The 16,397-nt window shown below is 61.9% G+C and carries 15 protein-coding genes; 5 read left to right on the top strand and 10 right to left on the bottom strand.

Features of this window, described 5'->3' with window-relative positions:
• Positions 1-491: 491 nt before the first annotated feature.
• Positions 492-884 (top strand): VOC family protein, encoded by a 393-nt coding sequence (locus ACTJJW_RS14205; protein ID WP_462645739.1) that lies wholly within the window; start codon positions 492-494, stop codon positions 882-884.
• A 44-nt stretch (positions 885-928) separates the two neighbouring features.
• Here ACTJJW_RS14205 and ACTJJW_RS14200 read toward each other — a convergent pair whose 3' ends face one another.
• Entirely contained in the window at positions 929-1,240 is a 312-nt protein-coding gene (locus ACTJJW_RS14200) for a hypothetical protein (protein WP_462645737.1), read from the bottom strand.
• 114 nt (positions 1,241-1,354) lie between these two features.
• Here ACTJJW_RS14200 and nadE point away from each other — a divergent pair, with 114 nt between their 5' ends.
• Complete coding sequence (nadE, locus tag ACTJJW_RS14195) at positions 1,355-2,179, top strand: ammonia-dependent NAD(+) synthetase (protein ID WP_462645735.1); 825 nt, start codon at positions 1,355-1,357, stop codon at positions 2,177-2,179.
• A 2-nt stretch (positions 2,180-2,181) separates the two neighbouring features.
• On the opposite strand, the gene ACTJJW_RS14190 is transcribed toward nadE, so the two are convergent.
• From ACTJJW_RS14190 to ACTJJW_RS14165, 6 genes are all read right to left on the bottom strand, one after another.
• Positions 2,182-4,428 carry a S9 family peptidase gene (locus ACTJJW_RS14190; protein ID WP_462645734.1) on the bottom strand — a complete coding sequence of 749 codons (2,247 nt, stop codon included), beginning with the start codon at positions 4,426-4,428 and terminating at the stop codon, positions 2,182-2,184.
• Between the two features lie 69 nt (positions 4,429-4,497).
• Complete coding sequence (locus ACTJJW_RS14185; protein WP_462645732.1) at positions 4,498-5,241, bottom strand: FadR/GntR family transcriptional regulator; 744 nt, start codon at positions 5,239-5,241, stop codon at positions 4,498-4,500.
• Positions 5,241-6,029 (bottom strand): 3-oxoacyl-ACP reductase, encoded by a 789-nt coding sequence (locus ACTJJW_RS14180; RefSeq protein ID WP_343922448.1) that lies wholly within the window; start codon positions 6,027-6,029, stop codon positions 5,241-5,243. The genes ACTJJW_RS14185 and ACTJJW_RS14180 overlap by 1 nt, the downstream gene beginning before the upstream one ends.
• A gap of 33 nt (positions 6,030-6,062) precedes the next feature.
• The gene (locus ACTJJW_RS14175; RefSeq protein WP_462645730.1) at positions 6,063-7,424 is read right to left on the bottom strand and encodes an aldehyde dehydrogenase family protein; all 1,362 of its coding nucleotides are present in this window, start codon (positions 7,422-7,424) and stop codon (positions 6,063-6,065) included.
• Positions 7,421-8,164, bottom strand: a complete 744-nt coding sequence (locus tag ACTJJW_RS14170) for a gamma-glutamyl-gamma-aminobutyrate hydrolase family protein (protein ID WP_343922444.1) — start codon at positions 8,162-8,164, stop codon at positions 7,421-7,423. The genes ACTJJW_RS14175 and ACTJJW_RS14170 overlap by 4 nt, the downstream gene beginning before the upstream one ends.
• Positions 8,151-9,518 (bottom strand): glutamine synthetase family protein, encoded by a 1,368-nt coding sequence (locus tag ACTJJW_RS14165; RefSeq protein WP_462645728.1) that lies wholly within the window; start codon positions 9,516-9,518, stop codon positions 8,151-8,153. Before ACTJJW_RS14165 ends, ACTJJW_RS14170 begins: the two co-directional genes overlap by 14 nt.
• Positions 9,519-9,736: 218 nt before the next feature.
• Here ACTJJW_RS14165 and ACTJJW_RS14160 point away from each other — a divergent pair, with 218 nt between their 5' ends.
• Positions 9,737-11,281: an amino acid permease gene (locus ACTJJW_RS14160; protein ID WP_462645726.1), complete on the top strand. Its 1,545-nt coding sequence runs from the start codon at positions 9,737-9,739 to the stop codon at positions 11,279-11,281.
• Between the two features lie 121 nt (positions 11,282-11,402).
• On the top strand, positions 11,403-12,263 hold the full coding sequence (locus ACTJJW_RS14155; RefSeq protein ID WP_462645725.1) for a sulfurtransferase: 861 nt from the start codon (positions 11,403-11,405) through the stop codon (positions 12,261-12,263).
• 47 nt (positions 12,264-12,310) lie between these two features.
• Here ACTJJW_RS14155 and ACTJJW_RS14150 read toward each other — a convergent pair whose 3' ends face one another.
• Positions 12,311-13,807: an APC family permease gene (locus ACTJJW_RS14150; protein ID WP_462645723.1), complete on the bottom strand. Its 1,497-nt coding sequence runs from the start codon at positions 13,805-13,807 to the stop codon at positions 12,311-12,313.
• 142 nt (positions 13,808-13,949) lie between these two features.
• Here ACTJJW_RS14150 and ACTJJW_RS14145 point away from each other — a divergent pair, with 142 nt between their 5' ends.
• Positions 13,950-14,759 carry an acetoacetate decarboxylase family protein gene (locus tag ACTJJW_RS14145; protein ID WP_462645721.1) on the top strand — a complete coding sequence of 270 codons (810 nt, stop codon included), beginning with the start codon at positions 13,950-13,952 and terminating at the stop codon, positions 14,757-14,759.
• 5 nt (positions 14,760-14,764) lie between these two features.
• On the opposite strand, the gene ACTJJW_RS14140 is transcribed toward ACTJJW_RS14145, so the two are convergent.
• Positions 14,765-14,956, bottom strand: a complete 192-nt coding sequence (locus ACTJJW_RS14140; RefSeq protein ID WP_462645719.1) for a hypothetical protein — start codon at positions 14,954-14,956, stop codon at positions 14,765-14,767.
• 73 nt (positions 14,957-15,029) lie between these two features.
• Complete coding sequence (locus ACTJJW_RS14135; RefSeq protein WP_462645718.1) at positions 15,030-16,376, bottom strand: glutamine synthetase family protein; 1,347 nt, start codon at positions 16,374-16,376, stop codon at positions 15,030-15,032.
• Positions 16,377-16,397 lie beyond the last annotated feature (21 nt).

Raw genomic sequence — 16,397 nt, 5'->3', positions numbered from 1 at the left:
GCTTCGTTCGGAAGCTCCCGCAGCCGCCAACATTCCCGACGACGACGTGGATCAACGAACCCGAAAAGGAAGGAACGAACTCAATGACCGGCTAAAGAAACTGACTCATAAAGGTTGACACCTTCCGCGATGACGAGTATTTGCACGCTCAGGCGGCGCATCGCAACTCTCATCGTCAACTGACCTCTTTCTCTGGCGAACCGATCTCTATGAAAACGTACGCGGAATCTTCGGCAACGGCGAATGTGGCGCAGCTCAAAGGCTTGCGTTGGGGCCCGCTGGCGTCAGCGGGAGGGCGTGGTTTAGCTTCGTGGCACTATGTCCCCGGCAGCGCCGATCATGCCCTGCATGGAGAGGGAGGCGATCGGGCTGAGGAGAAGCCCCCAACGGCTGCACGGAAGGGTTGCCGAGGCTGTCGCGCGGGTGCATGCTATTTCCCTGTTCGAGTCACGCCTGAAGCCGCGATCGACCCCGAGACTCTGGAGGCGCCTGTGATCGAAGCATTGAACAATGTCGAAGCAATCACGGTCTTTTCGGATGATGTGGTGGCCTCGCGCGATTTCTATACCCAGACCTTCGCGGCATCCCTTCTCTTCGAGGATGAGGTGTCGGCGGCGGTACGGGTTGGTTCGCTCGTGATCAACGTGTTGGCGCGCTCGGAAGCCCCCGGGCTTGTCGAACCGGCACCTGTTGCCCACGCTGGCGCGCCCGCATCCGTAATGCTGACAGTGAACGTGGATGACGCGGATGCCGTGTGCGCTGCCCTTGCAAGAAACGGTGTGGAACTTATCAATGGCCCCGTTGACCGGCCGTGGGGTCGCCGCACTGCGGTGTTTCTCGATCCGTCGGGGTTGCCGTGGGAGATCGCTCAGGAGCTCGGCTAGAGCCCTCACTCGGACTGCAGCCCGCTGGCGAGAAGGGGATCTGCCTAGTCGTGAGCTTCGTCGTGCGTAGCGCCGGTTGGTGTGGGGCGAAATGTTCCCGCGGCCGACAGGCGGTCGAGCTTGAGGAGCACGAGCGACGCAGCGATGAGCGCGGGACCGACGAAACGAATGATCCACGAGATAGTGCTGACGATTTGCACAAGCCCTTGGGCGAAGTCTGATGCGAGCGGATAGCCGATCGACTGTGCGGCATAGATGGCTGCAGGATAAATGGCAACTTCGAAGAGGAACCCTACGACGAGCAGTCCGATGCCGACAAGAAACGCAACCTTGGGCCGAAGCAGTTGGTCAAGCATCGTAAGGCTCCCTTTGTTTCGCGGATGTTGCATTTTTAGGCTAACCCGCTGAGAGTGCGCGGTAAAGCAAAAGTGAATAATCCTAATGCCGGATGCGGGGGTTAGATTTAAGTCATGACTCCGTTGCAAGCGCGCATCATCTACGACTTGAACACCCAGCCCGCAATCGATGCTGCAGAGCAGGTTCGCATGCGCATCGACTTTCTCAAGGAGTACCTGAAGGCGTCGCACGCTAAGGGACTCGTGTTGGGCATCAGCGGTGGGCAGGACTCTTCGCTGGCTGGGCGACTCTGCCAGTTGGCGGTCACCGAGCTTCGTACTGAGGGTGCCGAGGCTCAGTTTGTGGCGGTGCGACTTCCGCACGGAGTGCAACACGACGAGGACGATGCGCAATTGGCGCTCGACTTTATTGAGGCTGACCGTGAGGTGACCTTCAACATCCAGCGTGCCGTTGATGGTATCGCTGCCGATTTTGCGGATGCCATGGGCGAGCCGATCACAGATTTCAACAAGGGGAACGTGAAAGCTCGGGAGCGCATGGTGGCACAGTACGCGATCGCGGGGCAGCTCGGCTATCTTGTGGTCGGAACCGACCATGCCGCCGAAGCAGTCACAGGCTTCTTCACTAAGTTCGGAGACGGCGGCGCTGACCTGTTGCCGCTGACGGCGCTCACCAAGCGTCAGGGCAAGCAACTCCTCAAGCACCTCAACGCCCCGGAGCGTCTCTACGAGAAGGTGCCGACCGCTGACCTACTCGATCACACGCCGGGCCAGGCCGACGAGGCCAATCTCGGTGTGACGTATGAGCACGTCGACGACTATCTCGAGGGCCGCGACGTGCCCGCCGACGTCGCCGTCGAGATCGAGACCAAGTACCTCAACACTCGCCATAAGCGCACCGTGCCGGTGTCGATGTATGACGAGTGGTGGACCGAGTAGCGCTAGTGGGCTGAACCGCGCGCCGCGTCAATCATCCACGCGGAGTTGAAGGCACGCTCGCGCCACGCATCGTAGCGCCCCGAGACGCCGCCGTGGCCTGCTGCCATCTCGGTCTTGAGCAGAGCATCCGCCCCTACCTCGCGTAGTCGGGCAACCCACTTGGCTGGCTCGACGTAGAGCACGCGGGTGTCATTGAGCGAGGTCACGGCGAGGATGCGCGGGTAATGCGTATCGTGCACATTCTCGAGCGGCGAGTACGACTTCATGTAGTGGTACACCTCCTCGTTGTGGAGGGGGTCGCCCCATTCATCCCACTCGATCACCGTCAGCGGCAGCGAGGGGTCGAGGATCGACGTGAGCGGGTCAACGAACGGGACGACCGCGAGGATGCCCGAGAACAGTTGCGGGGCAAGGTTGGCGACGGCGCCCATCAGGAGGCCACCGGCGCTTCCGCCCTCCGCAACGAGTCGGTCACTCGAGGTCGCATCGATATCGATGAGGTGTCGGGCACACGCCACAAAGTCGGTGAAGGTGTTGCGCTTGTGCAGCTTCTTGCCGCCCTCATACCAGGTGCGTCCGAGTTCGCCACCACCGCGTACGTGCGCGACCGCGAACACCATGCCGCGGTCGAGCAGGCTCAACCGACCGACCGCGAAGCCGGGGTCGATACTGATCTCGTAAGACCCGTAGCCGTAGAGCACGGTAGGTGCAGGGTTTCCGGGAGCCACGAGGTCGTTGCGGTATACGAGCGAGATCGGCACGCGAGTGCCATCGGATGCGGTGGCCCACTCCCGATGCTGTGTGTACAGCGCGGGATCGAAGCGGCCCAACACCGGCTGCTGTTTGCGCAGCAGCAGCTCGTTGTCATCCACCAGGTAGTCGTAAACGATGGTGGGGGTCACGAAACTTCCATAGCTGAGGCGGATGCTCGGCTGGTTCCATTCGGGGTTGGAACTGAGGCCCACGGTGAAGAGTTCGTCGTCGAACTGCAGTTCGTGCGGGGTGTCTTCGTAGCGGCCGCCATGCTTGGGGACGATCGCCACAGCCACCCGGGTGAGGCCTTCGCGGCGGTACTCGATGGCCACGAAGTCACGGAACGCATCCACGCCCTCAAGGCGCACGGCTTGGTTGTGGGGCAGAATCACGCGGCGCTCGCCGAGAGCATCATCAGCGGCGACACTCACGAGCTCAAAGTTGATCGCGTTTTTGTTGTGAACGATCAGCAGGCGATCCTGAGTGCCGACAATCACATGCTCAACGTCGTACTCGACACCAACTTCGCGAGGCCACACGACCTCGAAGTCGCCGGTTGGGGTGCTCGTGTCGAGCAGGCGTGTCTCGCTCGTCAGGCGCGAGCCGGCCTCGATCGCCAAATACTTGCCACTGCGCGAACGACCAACGCCCACCCAGAAACTCTCATCTGGTTCGTGAAAAACCTGGACCGCGGATGCCCCAGCAGTGCCCAGCTCGTAACGCCAGACGGTATCGGGCCGCCACGCGTCATCGACCGTCGTATAGAAGACGTAGTGGCCAGAGACATCCAGCAGCGCACCTGAAGCGGTGCCGGGGATCTCATCGGGAAGGTCGTCGGCGGAACTGAAGCGGGTGACCTCGTCGCCGACGGCAGTTGCGCTTGCATTTGCGGCGCTCGCAGTCAGAGCGGGGGAGTCGCCTAGCTGGCGCAGGCGCAGCGTGTAACGCTCGTCGCCCTCGACATCCACGCCGTAGAGAAGGAGGGTGCCGTCGTCGCTGAGCGAGAAACTGCCTAGGCTAAAGAAGTCGTGACCTTCGGCTTCGATGTTGTTGTCGAGAAGGATTTGCTCGCCGGGGAGCGTGGCGGGCGCGGTGGCGGCGTTGGAGGCTGCGTCGTCGCCTGCGGTTGTGCCCGCCGTTGCGTCTGGCGCAGCAATCGTCGGCGGAGTCCAGTCGTCGGCACCGGTGATCGGCGCACGGCAGTGAATCGAGTACTGCTTGCCTTCTTCGGTGCGGTTGAAATACCACCACTGGCCGCGGCGCACGGGAACACTCAGATCCGTCTCCAGCGTGCGAGCCTTGATCTCTTCAAAGATCTGCTCCTGCAGCACGCTGAGGTGGCTCGTGCGCGCTGACGTGAAGGCGTTCTCGGCATGGAGGTGCGCGAGGGTATCGGGACTCTCTTTGTCGCGCATCCACTCGTAATTGTCGACGTAGTGATCGCCGTGGTGGATGCGTTCGGTGGGAACCTTCGCGGCTTCTGGTGGCGTGAGCATGACTTCAGCGTATGCCGAAATTCATCGTTCTGGGCGTGCCCGCCGAGTGACTGGACTCCATGCGAGGCGCTACTCGAGGAACCCGCGCAGCAGTAGCGCCGTGCCCGCGAGGTGCTCGGTCATCGCCTGAGCGGCGGCATCCGGACGGCCGGTGAGGATTGCGATGGCGATTTGCTCGTGCTGGGTGTTGGAGTGGGCGATGTTCGGCCCGAGCGAGGGGATGTTGTCGAGCAGCTCGTTGACGCGCATCCGCACATCGGCGATGAGCGGAGTCAGCGAGGCCGACCCGGCTAGCTCACCAACCATGAGGTGGAAGCGCGAATCAAGACGGCGGTACTCCTCGTCGGTCGCTTCGTTCGCCTCGACGAGGCTCAGCCAGAGCAGTTCGCGTTCGCTGGGAGTGAGGGCGCGGCCGGCCGCGTGACGCGCGCCACCCACCTCGAGGATCTCGCGCAAGGTGAGCGTATCTTCGATGACTTCTGGCGAGAGGTCGCGTGCGGGTTCCAACGCATCGTCCTGGTGCGCTCCTGGAGTGTGTGTCGGCAGAACCTCGCTGACGAACGTTCCCCCATACCGACCGCGCCGGGATACGAGATACCCGGCGTCGCTGAGGGAGGCGATGGCGTCGCGCACGGTATCGCGACTAACCGAGAGCATGGTTGCGAGTTCACGTTCGGCGGGAAGGCGTTCACCCGGCCCGACTAAGCCGAGGCGCACCGTCTGCAGCAGCCGCTGAACGGTCTCCTCAAATGAGTTGCCACCACGCACAGGGCGCAGCAGCAACTCACCGTGGAGACCGGCTGGCTCATCCATTACAGGGGAGTTGTGTAGGCGGAGCTGATACCGCCGTCGACGATGAACGTCGAGGCGGTAATGAACGAGGAGTCATCGCTGGCCAAGAATGCAACCGCGGCTGCAAGTTCCTCTGCCTCGGCGAAACGTCCCATCGGGATGTGCACGAGGCGACGAGCTGCGCGCTCGGGATCCTTCGCGAAAAGTTCCTGAAGCAGGGGTGTGCTCGTCGGCCCAGGGCAGAGCGCATTGACGCGTATTCCGTCTCGGGCGAATTGCACGCCCAACTCACGGCTCATCGCGAGCACGCCACCCTTGGAGGCGGTATAGGAAATCTGGCTGGTCGCCGATCCCATAATGGCAACGAAGGAGGCCGTGTTGATGATTGACCCCTTCCCTTGCTTGACCATGTGCCGGAGAGCGGCACGGCAGCAAAGGTACACCGACTTAAGGTTGACGTCTTGCACCTTTTCCCACGCTGGCAGTTCCGTGGTGACGATTGAGTCGTCCTCGGGAGGCGAGATCCCAGCGTTATTGAACGCAATATCGACTGACCCATAAGTGCTGGCGGTGGTGTCGAACAGTGCGTTCACCTGTTCCTCATCCGTCACGTTGACCTTGATGAAGTGTCCGCCAACGAGTTCGGCAGAAGCGAGGCCCGTTGTCTCGTCCATGTCGCCGATGATGACGGTTGCGCCCTCGGCTGCGAACCGTCGGGCGGTGGCGAGACCAATTCCGCTCGCTCCGCCGGTGATGACGGCGACTTTGCCGGCGAGACGCTGGGTAAGGTCAATAGGGGTGATGCTCATTCGATGCTCCTTGAGTGAAAAGGGGTGGGGTTGTCAGTCGACGGCAATAAAAACGTTCTTAGTTTCGGTAAAGTTCAGCGGTGCATCGGGGCCGAGCTCGCGCCCGAGGCCCGATTGCTTGAAGCCGCCGAACGGCGTGGAGTAGCGCACGGACGCGTGCGAGTTGACCGACAGGTTGCCCGCCTCGACTCCGCGGGACACTCGGATTGCGCGGCTGATATCCCTCGTCCAGATGGAGCCAGACAACCCGTACTCGGAGTCATTGGCCAGCTGCAACGCATCGGTCTCATCGTCGAAGGGGAGCACGGTCACGACGGGTCCGAAGATCTCGTCAGTCACGCAACGGTCATTGCGTGACTGAGGAGTCAACACGGTTGGCGCGAACCAGTAGCCCGGGCCCTCTGGCGCAGAACCCCGGAACGCGACGGGAGCGTCTGCCGGAACGTACGACTGCACTGAAGCCAAGTGCTTCGCCGAGACCAGCGGACCCATTTCGGTCGCTTCGTCGCCAGGGTCTCCCACGCGCACGCCGGCAACAGCAGGTTCGAGGAGTTCCATGAAACGGTCATAGGCGCTGCGTTCCACGAGGATGCGGCTGCGGGCACAGCAGTCTTGGCCGGCGTTCTCGAACACTCCGTACGGTGCCGCAGCAGCAGCTTTCTCCAGATCGGCATCGGCGAACACGATGTTGGCGCTCTTGCCGCCGAGCTCTAGCGTCACCCGCTTCACCTGGTCGGCGCATCCGGCCATGATCTGCTTGCCCACGGCGGTCGACCCGGTGAACACGACTTTGCGCACAGTGGGATTGGTGACGAATCGCTCGCCCACAACGGAGCCCTTGCCAGGCAAGACCTGGAACAGGCCCTCAGGCAGGCCGGCTTCGAGCGCGAGTTCGCCCAGACGGATGCTGGTCAGCGGCGTCCACTCGGCGGGCTTCAGCAACACGGCGTTGCCTGCCGCGAGTGCTGGGGCGAAACCCCAGGCCGCGATGGTCATCGGGAAGTTCCACGGAGTAATGACACCGACGACGCCGAGGGGTTCGTGGAACGTGACGTTGATGCCGCCCGCCACGGGAATTTGCTGGCCGAACATCCGCTCGGGTGCTGCCGCGTAGTAATTAAGAACGTCGCGCACGTGGCCGGCTTCCCAACGAGCCTGCGAGATCGGATGACCGGAGTTGCTGACCTCCAGTGCGGCAAGGTTTTCGAGGTCTCCGTCTACGGTCTGCGCGAAACGACGCAGCAGCAGAGATTTGTCTGCGGGGGAGACCTGCGCCCACGCCTTTTGTGCGACGGCGGCCCGGGCGATTGCCTCGTCCGTGGCCTCGATGCCGAGCAGATCGACAACGCCGATCTCGGTCTCATTCGCTGGGTTGATGACGGTATAGGTGCTCACGCGAGAGCCTTTCGGTAGTGTCGGGCCGCATCCACTAGGCCCTCGAACAGTCGGATGTCTTCTGGTGCTGCCTCCGGATGCCACTGCACGGCAACCCCGAAAGTAGCCGCCGGCAGTTCGACAGCCTGAATCACGCCGTCGCTGGTGCGCGCCGAGACAACGAGTCCGTCGGCGAGGCGGTCGATGGACTGGTGATGGTACACCGGGACGACCAGCGGTGCAGGCTGGCCTCCGAGCATCGCTCGAGTGAGCAAATCCCCTTCGAGCTCGACCGGCACGTGGTTGAAGACTCCACCGCCAGCCTGATACCTGGTGTGGCCGACGATGTCGGGGAGGTGCTGGTGCAGGGTGCCGCCGAGGGCCACATTGAGCACTTGCGCCCCCCGGCAAATGCCGAGGAATGGAAGGTCAGCATCGAGCGCCTGGCGAAGGAGCTCGTCTTCCCACGCGTCACGGTCGAGACGAGGTGCGTCCGTGGTCGGGTGGGGTTCTTGGCCGTAGCGAGCCGGGTTGAAATCCTTGCCGCCGGTGATGATCAATCCGTCGAGTCCGTGGAGCACCCGGCGGGCGATCTCGGGGCTGACGGGCTGGGGTGGAAGCAGCACCGCGATGCCGCCGGCCCGCGTGACGGCCTCAAAGTATGCCTTCGGCAAGAACGCTGCCGGAACATCCCAGACGCCGGTCTGGGACTGCTCGAGGTAGGTGGTCAGGCCGATAAGGGGCCGATCAGAGACGTTCAAAGCCGCGCACCTTTTCCCAGTCGGTCACTGCGGAGTTGTAGGCTGCCAACTCGATCGCGGCGTTATTGAGGTAGTGGTCGACTACTTCGTCGCCGAACGCTTCGCGGGCGAATGTCGACGCCGCGAACAGCTCCGTGGCTTCCCGCAACGTTGCCGGTACGCGAGCGACGTCGCTCGTGTAGGCATTGCCCGCGTAGGCATCCTCAAGCTCAAGCTCGTTATCGATTCCGTAGAGACCGGCCGCGATGAGGGCGCTGACCGCCAGGTACTGGTTGACGTCGCCGCCGGGCACGCGGTTCTCAACCCGCATTCCCAGGCCCTGGCCAACCACACGCAGCGCGCAGGTGCGATTGTCGAGACCCCAGGCCAGCGCGGTGGGGGCGAAGCTTCCCGGAACGTAACGCTTATAGGAGTTGATGTTCGGTGCAGAGAAGAGGGTCAGCTCACGCATTACGGCGAGCTGGCCAGCAATGAAGTGACGAAACATCTTTGACATGCCGTGTTCGGCATCTTTGTCGGCAAAGACTGCAGTGCCATCTGTTCCGCGAAGGCTGATGTGAATGTGGCAGCTGTTGCCTTCACGCTCATCGAACTTCGCCATGAAGGTGAGGCTCTTGCCGTGCGCGTCGGCGATCTCTTTCGCGCCGTTCTTGTAGATCGAGTGGTTATCGCAAGTGTCTAGTGCGGATGCGTACCGGAATCCGATTTCTTGCTGGCCGAGGTTGCACTCGCCTTTGACGCCTTCGCAGTACATTCCGGCGCCATCCATGCCGTTACGAATGTCGCGGAGGAGCGGTTCCATTCGGGTCGAGGCCAACACGTTGTAGTCGATGTTGTAATCGCTGGCGGTGGCCAGTGCGCGGTAACCCTTCTTCCACGCCTCCCGGTAACTGTCATCGAAGACGATGAATTCGAGTTCGGTGGCGACGAAGGTGTCCAGGCCACGCTCAGCGAGACGCTCGAGCTGGGCCTTGAGGATCTGACGGGGCGAGGGTGCAACGGGTGATTCGTCGTGCCAGCGGAGATCAGCGGTGACGAGGGCCGTGGCCTGAAGCCAGGGCGCACGACGAAGAGTGGCCAGATCGGGGAGCATGACCATGTCGCCGTAGCCGCGCGACCAGCTCGACATGGCGTAACCGTCAACCGTGTTCATGTCCACATCGACGGCGAGCAGATAGTTGCAGCACTCCGCGCCGTGAGAAGCGGCATCTTCGAGGAAGAGTCTCGCCGAGAGGCGCTTGCCCACCAGACGCCCCTGCATATCGGTGAACGCCACGAGAACCGTGTCGATGGCGCCAGTGGCGACGTCTGCTGAGAGTTCTTCGAGCGTGAGGTTTCCGGAGCCGTGGGTCATGAATTTCTCCTCATTGAGACGGTCAAATGGTGCGCTTTCCGACCATTAGATCACAGATGAGTGGATGCTGTCCCCACAATTATCGCGGCCGCAGGGAAAATTTATGCTGATTATGGGTAGTCAGCAACCATTGATACCCGTATAGTCGTCGCAGGTATTCTCACAGCGTTGTGTGGCCGACCCGTCGGCGCGCGCAACCAGAGCGCAAAGGAAACAGGATGTCCAAAGACACGCTGAACGTCTCCGGGGTGAAGTACACCACGGCCGAGGCCGGGTACTTCGAGAAACGCACCCTCAAACGTACCGCCGGGATCTGGGGCCTCTGGGGTCTCGCCGTAGCAGCGGTTATCTCCGGGGACTTCTCCGGCTGGAACTTCGGCATCGGCTTCGCCGGCTTCGGAGGAATGCTGATCGCCTTTGCCCTGCTGGTCTTCATGTACTACGGCATGATCTTCAGCATTGGTGAGATGGCCTCGGCCATGCCACACACGGGAGGCGCGTATTCCTTCGCCCGAGCAGCAATGGGACCGTGGGGCGGTTTCGTCACCGGCCTGGCCGAGACGATCGAATACGTTGCCACCACCGCGGTCATTGTCTACTTCTCTGCGTCCTATGCGGATGGCATTACCAGTGAGCTTCTTGGCTTCTCGCTTCCCGCGCCTGTCTGGTGGTTGATCCTGTACGTCGTATTCATCGGACTCAACTCCGCCGGCGCCGCCATCTCTTTCAAATTTGCTATCACTGTCGCAATCCTGTCGATTGCTATCCTTCTCGTCTTCTCGGCAATGGCGGCATTCTCGGGGCTGTTCAGCTGGGATAACCTCTTCGACATCGCTCCTGACCCCGGCCAGTCGGCGTTCTTGCCTCACGGCGTGATTCCGATCCTGTTCGCCCTTCCCTACGCGATGTGGTTCTTCCTCGGTATTGAGGAACTCCCGCTCGCCGCTGAAGAGGCGCACAACCCCGTTCGCGACATCCCGAAGGCTGGATTGATTGCCCGCACCACTCTGATCATCACGGGTCTGCTGGTGCTATTTCTCAACACGGGCATTGTCGGTGCATCGAAGACCGCTGAGTCGGGCGAACCTCTCCTCGACGGCTTCCGTGCGATGGTCGGCGACCAGGCCGCGGCGGCGCTCGCATTGTTCGCACTGGTCGGGCTGCTCGCGTCGCTGCAGGGGATCATGTTCGCTTACGGGCGCAACATGTACTCGCTCTCACGGGCTGGCTACTACCCGAAGTTCCTCTCGCTCACCGGTAAGCGCCAGACTCCCGCCGTCGCACTGCTCGTCGGTGCCATCATCGGATTCGTCGCTTTGGTGCTCGTGGACTCGCTCGGCGGCGCAGACGGCGTGGCTGGCGCAATCGTGTTGAACATCGCGGTCTGGGGTGCGGTAATTGCCTACGTGCTACAGATGGTTTCGTTCCTGATCCTGCGCAAGAAGTTCCCGAACGCGAGCCGCCCGTACCGGAGCCCCTGGGGTGTACCCGGCGCGATCATCGGCGGTGTTCTTTCGCTCGCGATCTTCTTCGGGTTCTTCATCAACGAACCGGCTCGTCCGGCCATTGCTGCGATCGCCGTGGTCTACATCGTCATGCTTGTCATCTTCGCCTTCTACGGACGCAAGCGTCTCGTGCTCTCGCCAGAGGAGGAATATGCGATCTCCGGTGGTCTGCACGGAGACCCGCAGAAGGATGGCTACGGTGGTGCTCTTGAAGAGGAGCTCCTCGCAAGCGATGGGCGCGACGAACCCCGCAGCTAGCTAACTAAGTGTTGTGTTCCCATCGGCCGTGTTCACTTGGTCGATGGGAACACATCCAAGCGGGCGAGAACCGCCTGTGGTGAGTGCGATCATGGAGCTACCCCAATGATCGGAGCCTCGGATGCCCCACCCCCTTGTCACCGCGAACGAACTTGCTGCGCTGCTCCACGAAGCCGCTAACGGGGGAGCACCAATTCGGCTGCTCGATGTGCGCTGGAGTTTGGGCGGGCCTGCTGGGCTACCTCTCTATGAAGGTGGCCACGTTCCGGGTGCCGTGTATGTTGATCTCGACACCGAGCTGGCTCGTCACGGCGAACCGGCTGAGGGGCGTCATCCACTGCCCACGGTCGAGGACTTTCAGACGGCCGCACGCGCCTGGGGCCTTAACGGCGGCGAAACGGTTGTTGTGTACGACAATTGGAATAGCCTCGCCGCAGGCCGCGCCTGGTGGCTGCTGCGCTACATGGGTGTCGCCGACGTGCGCGTGCTCGACGGTGCGCTGCCCGCATGGACGGCGGCCGGGCATCCACTCGCCACCGGTGCCGACGACATGAGGAGCGTCAGCCCGGGCACCATCACGCTCAGCGCGGGACACGAACCTGTGCTCAGTGCCGACGACGCGGCCTCGCTGCCCGAGAGTGGAGTGCTGCTGGATGCCCGTGCGGGCGAACGCTACCGCGGTGAAGCTGAACCGATCGATCCGCGTGCCGGGCATATTCCCGGAGCCATCAGCGCCCCAACCTCAGGCAACTTGGATGCCGCTGGCCACTTTCTCGACGACGATACGTTGCGAGAGCGCTACGAGGCGCTCGGTGTCAGTGTTGATCGCGCGGTCGGTGTGTATTGCGGTTCCGGAATCACGGCGGCACACGATGCGCTGGCCCTGACTGTTGCGGGCTTCCGTCCGGCGCTCTTCCCCGGTTCATGGTCGGCGTGGGCAAATCAGCCAGAACGTCCCGTCGCGACCGGCGCAACTCCTTAACGCCGAAAAGCCCCGACACCGCAGTGTCAGGGCCCGTCGAGTGCGGCTTAGGAAATTACATCCTGAAGCAGTTCTTCGTTGAGGTTCTTGCGCACCAGCGACACGATGTAGCCGATCACGAGAACGATAAATGGTGAGAGCACGAGGAACCAACCGAAGGTGTTGAGTCCGAATGCGGTAACCGTGGGGTCGACTCCTGCGGAGAGGGTGAGCTCACCGGCGAGCAGACCAAAGCGCGACATCAGCAGGTATTCGGCGAGCACGAGACCGATGAAGGCCAGGATCGGCGCAACCATTGTGACGAACACGTTCTCGGTGCCCTTGTTTTGCACGAAGAAGCGGATGATCGCAATACACACGAGCGCTTCAATCAGCACGATCGCAACGACCGCGAGGCCGCTGAACCAGAAGAACATGTTGCCGATGGGGTCGAGCTGGAAGGCGGCGAACAGGATCATCACGATGCCGGTAATGATTGACACGATGATGGATGCGCGGCCGGGAGCTCCGCGACCATTTACGGTTCCCGCCGAGCTCGCAATCACGCCACCACGACCGAGGGCGAAGAGGTAGCGGCTTGCTGCGTTCTGGAACGCGAGCAGTCCAGCGAACAGGCTTGAGAGTACGAGGATGCCCATCACGGTCGCGAGCCACGGGCCGACGTATTCGCTAGCGAGCGAGAAGAGCACGCCCGCCGGGTTTTCGAGGCCTTCAGAGCGCGCAAGCGTTTCCTCGATCACGTTCGAGGCACCCATCCCGGTGACGAGTGCGAAGGCGGTTACAGCGAAGAGTACGGTGATGACGCCGACAGCGAGGTAAGTTGCCCGTGGTACTGCACGCTTCGGGTTCTTACTCTCTTCACCGTAGATCGCGGTCGCTTCAAAGCCGATGAATGAGGCGAAGGCGAAGGCGAAGGCGATTCCGGCGGAACCGGCAAGGCCGCCTGCCAGAATCAGGTCAGGCGAGAACGAGGCACCGAAGTTGAGGCCCTCAGGGCCACCATCGATGAGGATGGCAACAGCCGCGATCACGAGCACGGTGAGTTCTGCGAGCATCAACACACCGAGCAACTTGGCGCCGACATCGACGCGTAGGAGCGAAAGGGCAGTGACGACGAGCCACGCGACAAAAGTCCAGCCCCACCAGGGGAGCACTCCGACTTGTGCCTCCATGAGGCCACCAAAGAATCCGTAGATCGCGAGCTGAATCGTGAGGTAGGCGAGCACCGAAACGAATGACGCGGCGATTCCAGCATTGCGACCGAGTCCGCGACCGATGTAGGCGAAGAACGCTCCCGTGTTGGTCACACGTTGGCTCATTGCGGCATAGCCGACACTAAACAGCAGCAGGATGATGCCGGCGAATAGGTAGGCGCCGGGGGCGGCGGCTCCGTTGCCGAGCACGATTGCTACGGGTACTGCGCCGGTCATTCCGACCAGCGGCGCAGCGGCGGCTACGACAAAGAAGACGATTCCGATTACGCCAAGTTGCCCTTTTCGGAGGGTGCGATCGGGGCTTTCCTGGGTTTTTTGGTCAAGCGCCATAGTGAAACTCCTCGTTGAGTTCTGAATCAAGTCGTCCGTATCCGAACGAGTTGGGTTCCACAATGGCGAAGGTTGACCCTCCACGTCAAGCGATTTTTGAAATTCATTCGGATACGAACTGTTCTGGGCTACACTCTGGCGCATGACCGAACTCAAAGGATTTCTCCCGCCGCTCACACCGCAAGGGTCGAGTTCGCTCGTGCCTGAGATGCCCTGGTACTACTCGGGAACGCTACTCACCGTCGAGTATCTGACCGATCCAGCCAACGTACGTGCGATTCTTCCGCCCGATATCGACCTCGCCCCAGACCGACCAGGCGCCGTCGCCATGATCTGGGCCGACTGGCAGTCCTGCAGCTCAGGGGGTCTCGAACTCCTTGACCCGGTGCGCTCGCAGTACCTCGAAGCATTCATGGTGGTGCGCTGCTCCTACAAAGGCGAGACCTACAGTCGCTGCGTTGCTATCTGGGTCACAAAAGACTTTGCCATTGGCCGAGGCTGGTTCCAGGGCTACCCCAAGAAGCTCGGCAACATCGCGGTCACTCGCGTGTTCAACCACGGCAAAGCAACGCCCAAGCTCGAAAACGGCGGCCAGTTTGGTGCGTCAGTTTCGGCCTACGACCACCGTCTTGCCTCGGCCGTCGTGACCTTGCGCGAGCCTGCTGAAGGCAACGGCTTCGTCAATGGTCACAAGATGCTTCACAGCCGTTTCATGCCATCGATCAAGGAGGGCGGCGGCATGTCGCTCGACCAGCTCATCACGATGGGCGGCACGGATGTCGACCTCGGCCAGGCATGGAAGGGCGACGCGGAGCTCCACTTGGGTGATTCCCAGTGGGACGAATTGCACTCGATTTTGCCCGTCGAAGAAATTCTCGGCGGCTACTACCGCGAACTCGGTGTCACCTTCAACGGTGGCGACCTGCTCGCCGACCGCTCGAACGCGGTCTAGCTGAACTAGGCCGGGGGAGAGGCGCAGAAGGGCAGAACGCGCGACCACAGCAGTTCGGTGGACTCCGCATCGAAGGTGCGGCCGTCGTACTGATCAACAGCCGTGACGTCGTGGCCCTCAGCGCGCAGCCGCTCTGCTGCAGCGTGAAATCCGGGTCGCGCGCCAAGCACAGAATGAAACAACGCGATATTTGTCATGAACTTAGTGTGCCGCCGACGACTGACACCCTGTCAAGAGGCGGCACCGAAGGCCCACACGATCATGCGCGGTTTAGTAGTCGGCGAAGTATTCGTCGATCTCCCACTGGCTCACGTCGCGAGTGTTGTTATCCGCGACTGACCCTTCGTAGCGCCTCACTTCGTCACGCTTGAGCACGCTGAAGACGTCGATGATGGTGCTGCCCATCGCGTTGCGCATGACAGTGTCGGCATCCAGCGCGTCTAGGGCTGCGCTGAGGGTCATCGGCAGGATTGGGGCGGAGTTGTCTTCGTAAGCCCAACCTGCGACCGGTGCTGGGGCTGTGAGGCTCCGTGTGATGCCATCAAGCCCGGCTGCCAGTACGGACGCGATCAGCAGGTACGGGTTCGCCGCACTGTCTCCGAGTCGCATTTCCAGTCGCGTGCCGCCGCCGCGCTCGGGCGGTACCCGCAGCATCGCGCTGCGATTGTCGTGGCCCCAGTTTGCGCGGTACGGAGCCAGCGTGTCTGGGCCGAGGCGCTTGTAGGCGTTCACGGTGGGGTTCGAGAGTGCTGCGATCGCTCCAGCGTTTTCGAGGATGCCCGCAATCATGTGGTTGGCGATTTCGGAGAGGCCTTGGCCGCCATCCGACATGATGTTGTTCCCTTGTTCGTCAACGACGGAGAAGTGCAGGTGGAATCCGCTGCCGCCTTCGTCGTCCCAGGGCTTGCCAACGAAGAGGGCGTGCTTGCCGGTGTGAGCAACGATGTCGCGCACGGCGGTCTTGAAGAGGAAGGTGCGGTCAGCGGCATCCAGTGCTTCGCTGTGCCAGAGGTTGATCTCGTACTGCGATGGGCTGAATTCGTGGTTGCCGGCGAAGACGCCGATGTCCATGCCGTCGAGCATGCGCATGAGGTGAAGGAACTGGCCGCCGGGGTCGACGCTTTCGCCGGTTGTATAAACGCGGCCTGTGCGGCTGAGGCTGCGGCTCCAGCCATTTTCCTCGTCGTAGTTGGCGATATAGAACTCGAGCTCGGGGCCGAGGGTCGGAGTGAGGCCGAGTGCTGTGTACTGGGCGATCACGCTGTGTAGCACGGAGCGTGGTGCGACTTCGCTGACGCTCTGGTCGGGGTTGAACGCATCACCGACGACCATCGCGACACCCGGTTCCCACGGCATCATCGTGAGCGTGTTGGGATCAATCTGGGTGAGGAGATCGGGGAGGCCGGACGACATGATGTCGTTGCCGTCGAGCACATCACCGCCCGTGGTGGTGACCCACACGCCCTGGCAGAACATAGGAGACTTGGTGTGGTGCAGTTGGCTGACGAGGAGATCCTTGGAGCGGGTGATTCCCAGTACGTCCGGGAAAATCAGGCGCAAAACATCGATCCCTTTGGCCTGCAAGTCTGCTTGAAGTGCTGTTATGTCGAGAGTCATTCTTCCTCCGGAAATAAATCG

This window comes from Rhodoglobus galactosidasius (genome assembly GCF_054957775.1).
Note: the sequence above shows the minus strand (reverse complement) of the source record. Positions and strands in the feature narration are given on the sequence as shown.

Excerpts from the sequence above, each read along its gene's own strand:
- ACTJJW_RS14200 (WP_462645737.1), bottom strand. The coding sequence starts at position 1,240 with ATGCTTGACCAACTGCTTCGGCCCAAGGTTGCGTTTCTTGTCGGCATC.
- ACTJJW_RS14180 (WP_343922448.1), bottom strand. The coding sequence starts at position 6,029 with ATGAGCATCACCCCTATTGACCTTACCCAGCGTCTCGCCGGCAAAGTC.
- ACTJJW_RS14145 (WP_462645721.1), top strand. The coding sequence starts at position 13,950 with ATGACCGAACTCAAAGGATTTCTCCCGCCGCTCACACCGCAAGGGTCG.
- ACTJJW_RS14160 (WP_462645726.1), top strand. The coding sequence starts at position 9,737 with ATGTCCAAAGACACGCTGAACGTCTCCGGGGTGAAGTACACCACGGCC.
- nadE (WP_462645735.1), top strand. The coding sequence starts at position 1,355 with ATGACTCCGTTGCAAGCGCGCATCATCTACGACTTGAACACCCAGCCC.
- ACTJJW_RS14155 (WP_462645725.1), top strand. The coding sequence starts at position 11,403 with ATGCCCCACCCCCTTGTCACCGCGAACGAACTTGCTGCGCTGCTCCAC.
- ACTJJW_RS14185 (WP_462645732.1), bottom strand. The coding sequence starts at position 5,241 with ATGGATGAGCCAGCCGGTCTCCACGGTGAGTTGCTGCTGCGCCCTGTG.
- ACTJJW_RS14135 (WP_462645718.1), bottom strand. The coding sequence starts at position 16,376 with ATGACTCTCGACATAACAGCACTTCAAGCAGACTTGCAGGCCAAAGGG.
- ACTJJW_RS14150 (WP_462645723.1), bottom strand. The coding sequence starts at position 13,807 with ATGGCGCTTGACCAAAAAACCCAGGAAAGCCCCGATCGCACCCTCCGA.
- ACTJJW_RS14190 (WP_462645734.1), bottom strand. The coding sequence starts at position 4,428 with ATGCTCACGCCACCAGAAGCCGCGAAGGTTCCCACCGAACGCATCCAC.
- ACTJJW_RS14165 (WP_462645728.1), bottom strand. The coding sequence starts at position 9,518 with ATGACCCACGGCTCCGGAAACCTCACGCTCGAAGAACTCTCAGCAGAC.
- ACTJJW_RS14140 (WP_462645719.1), bottom strand. The coding sequence starts at position 14,956 with ATGACAAATATCGCGTTGTTTCATTCTGTGCTTGGCGCGCGACCCGGA.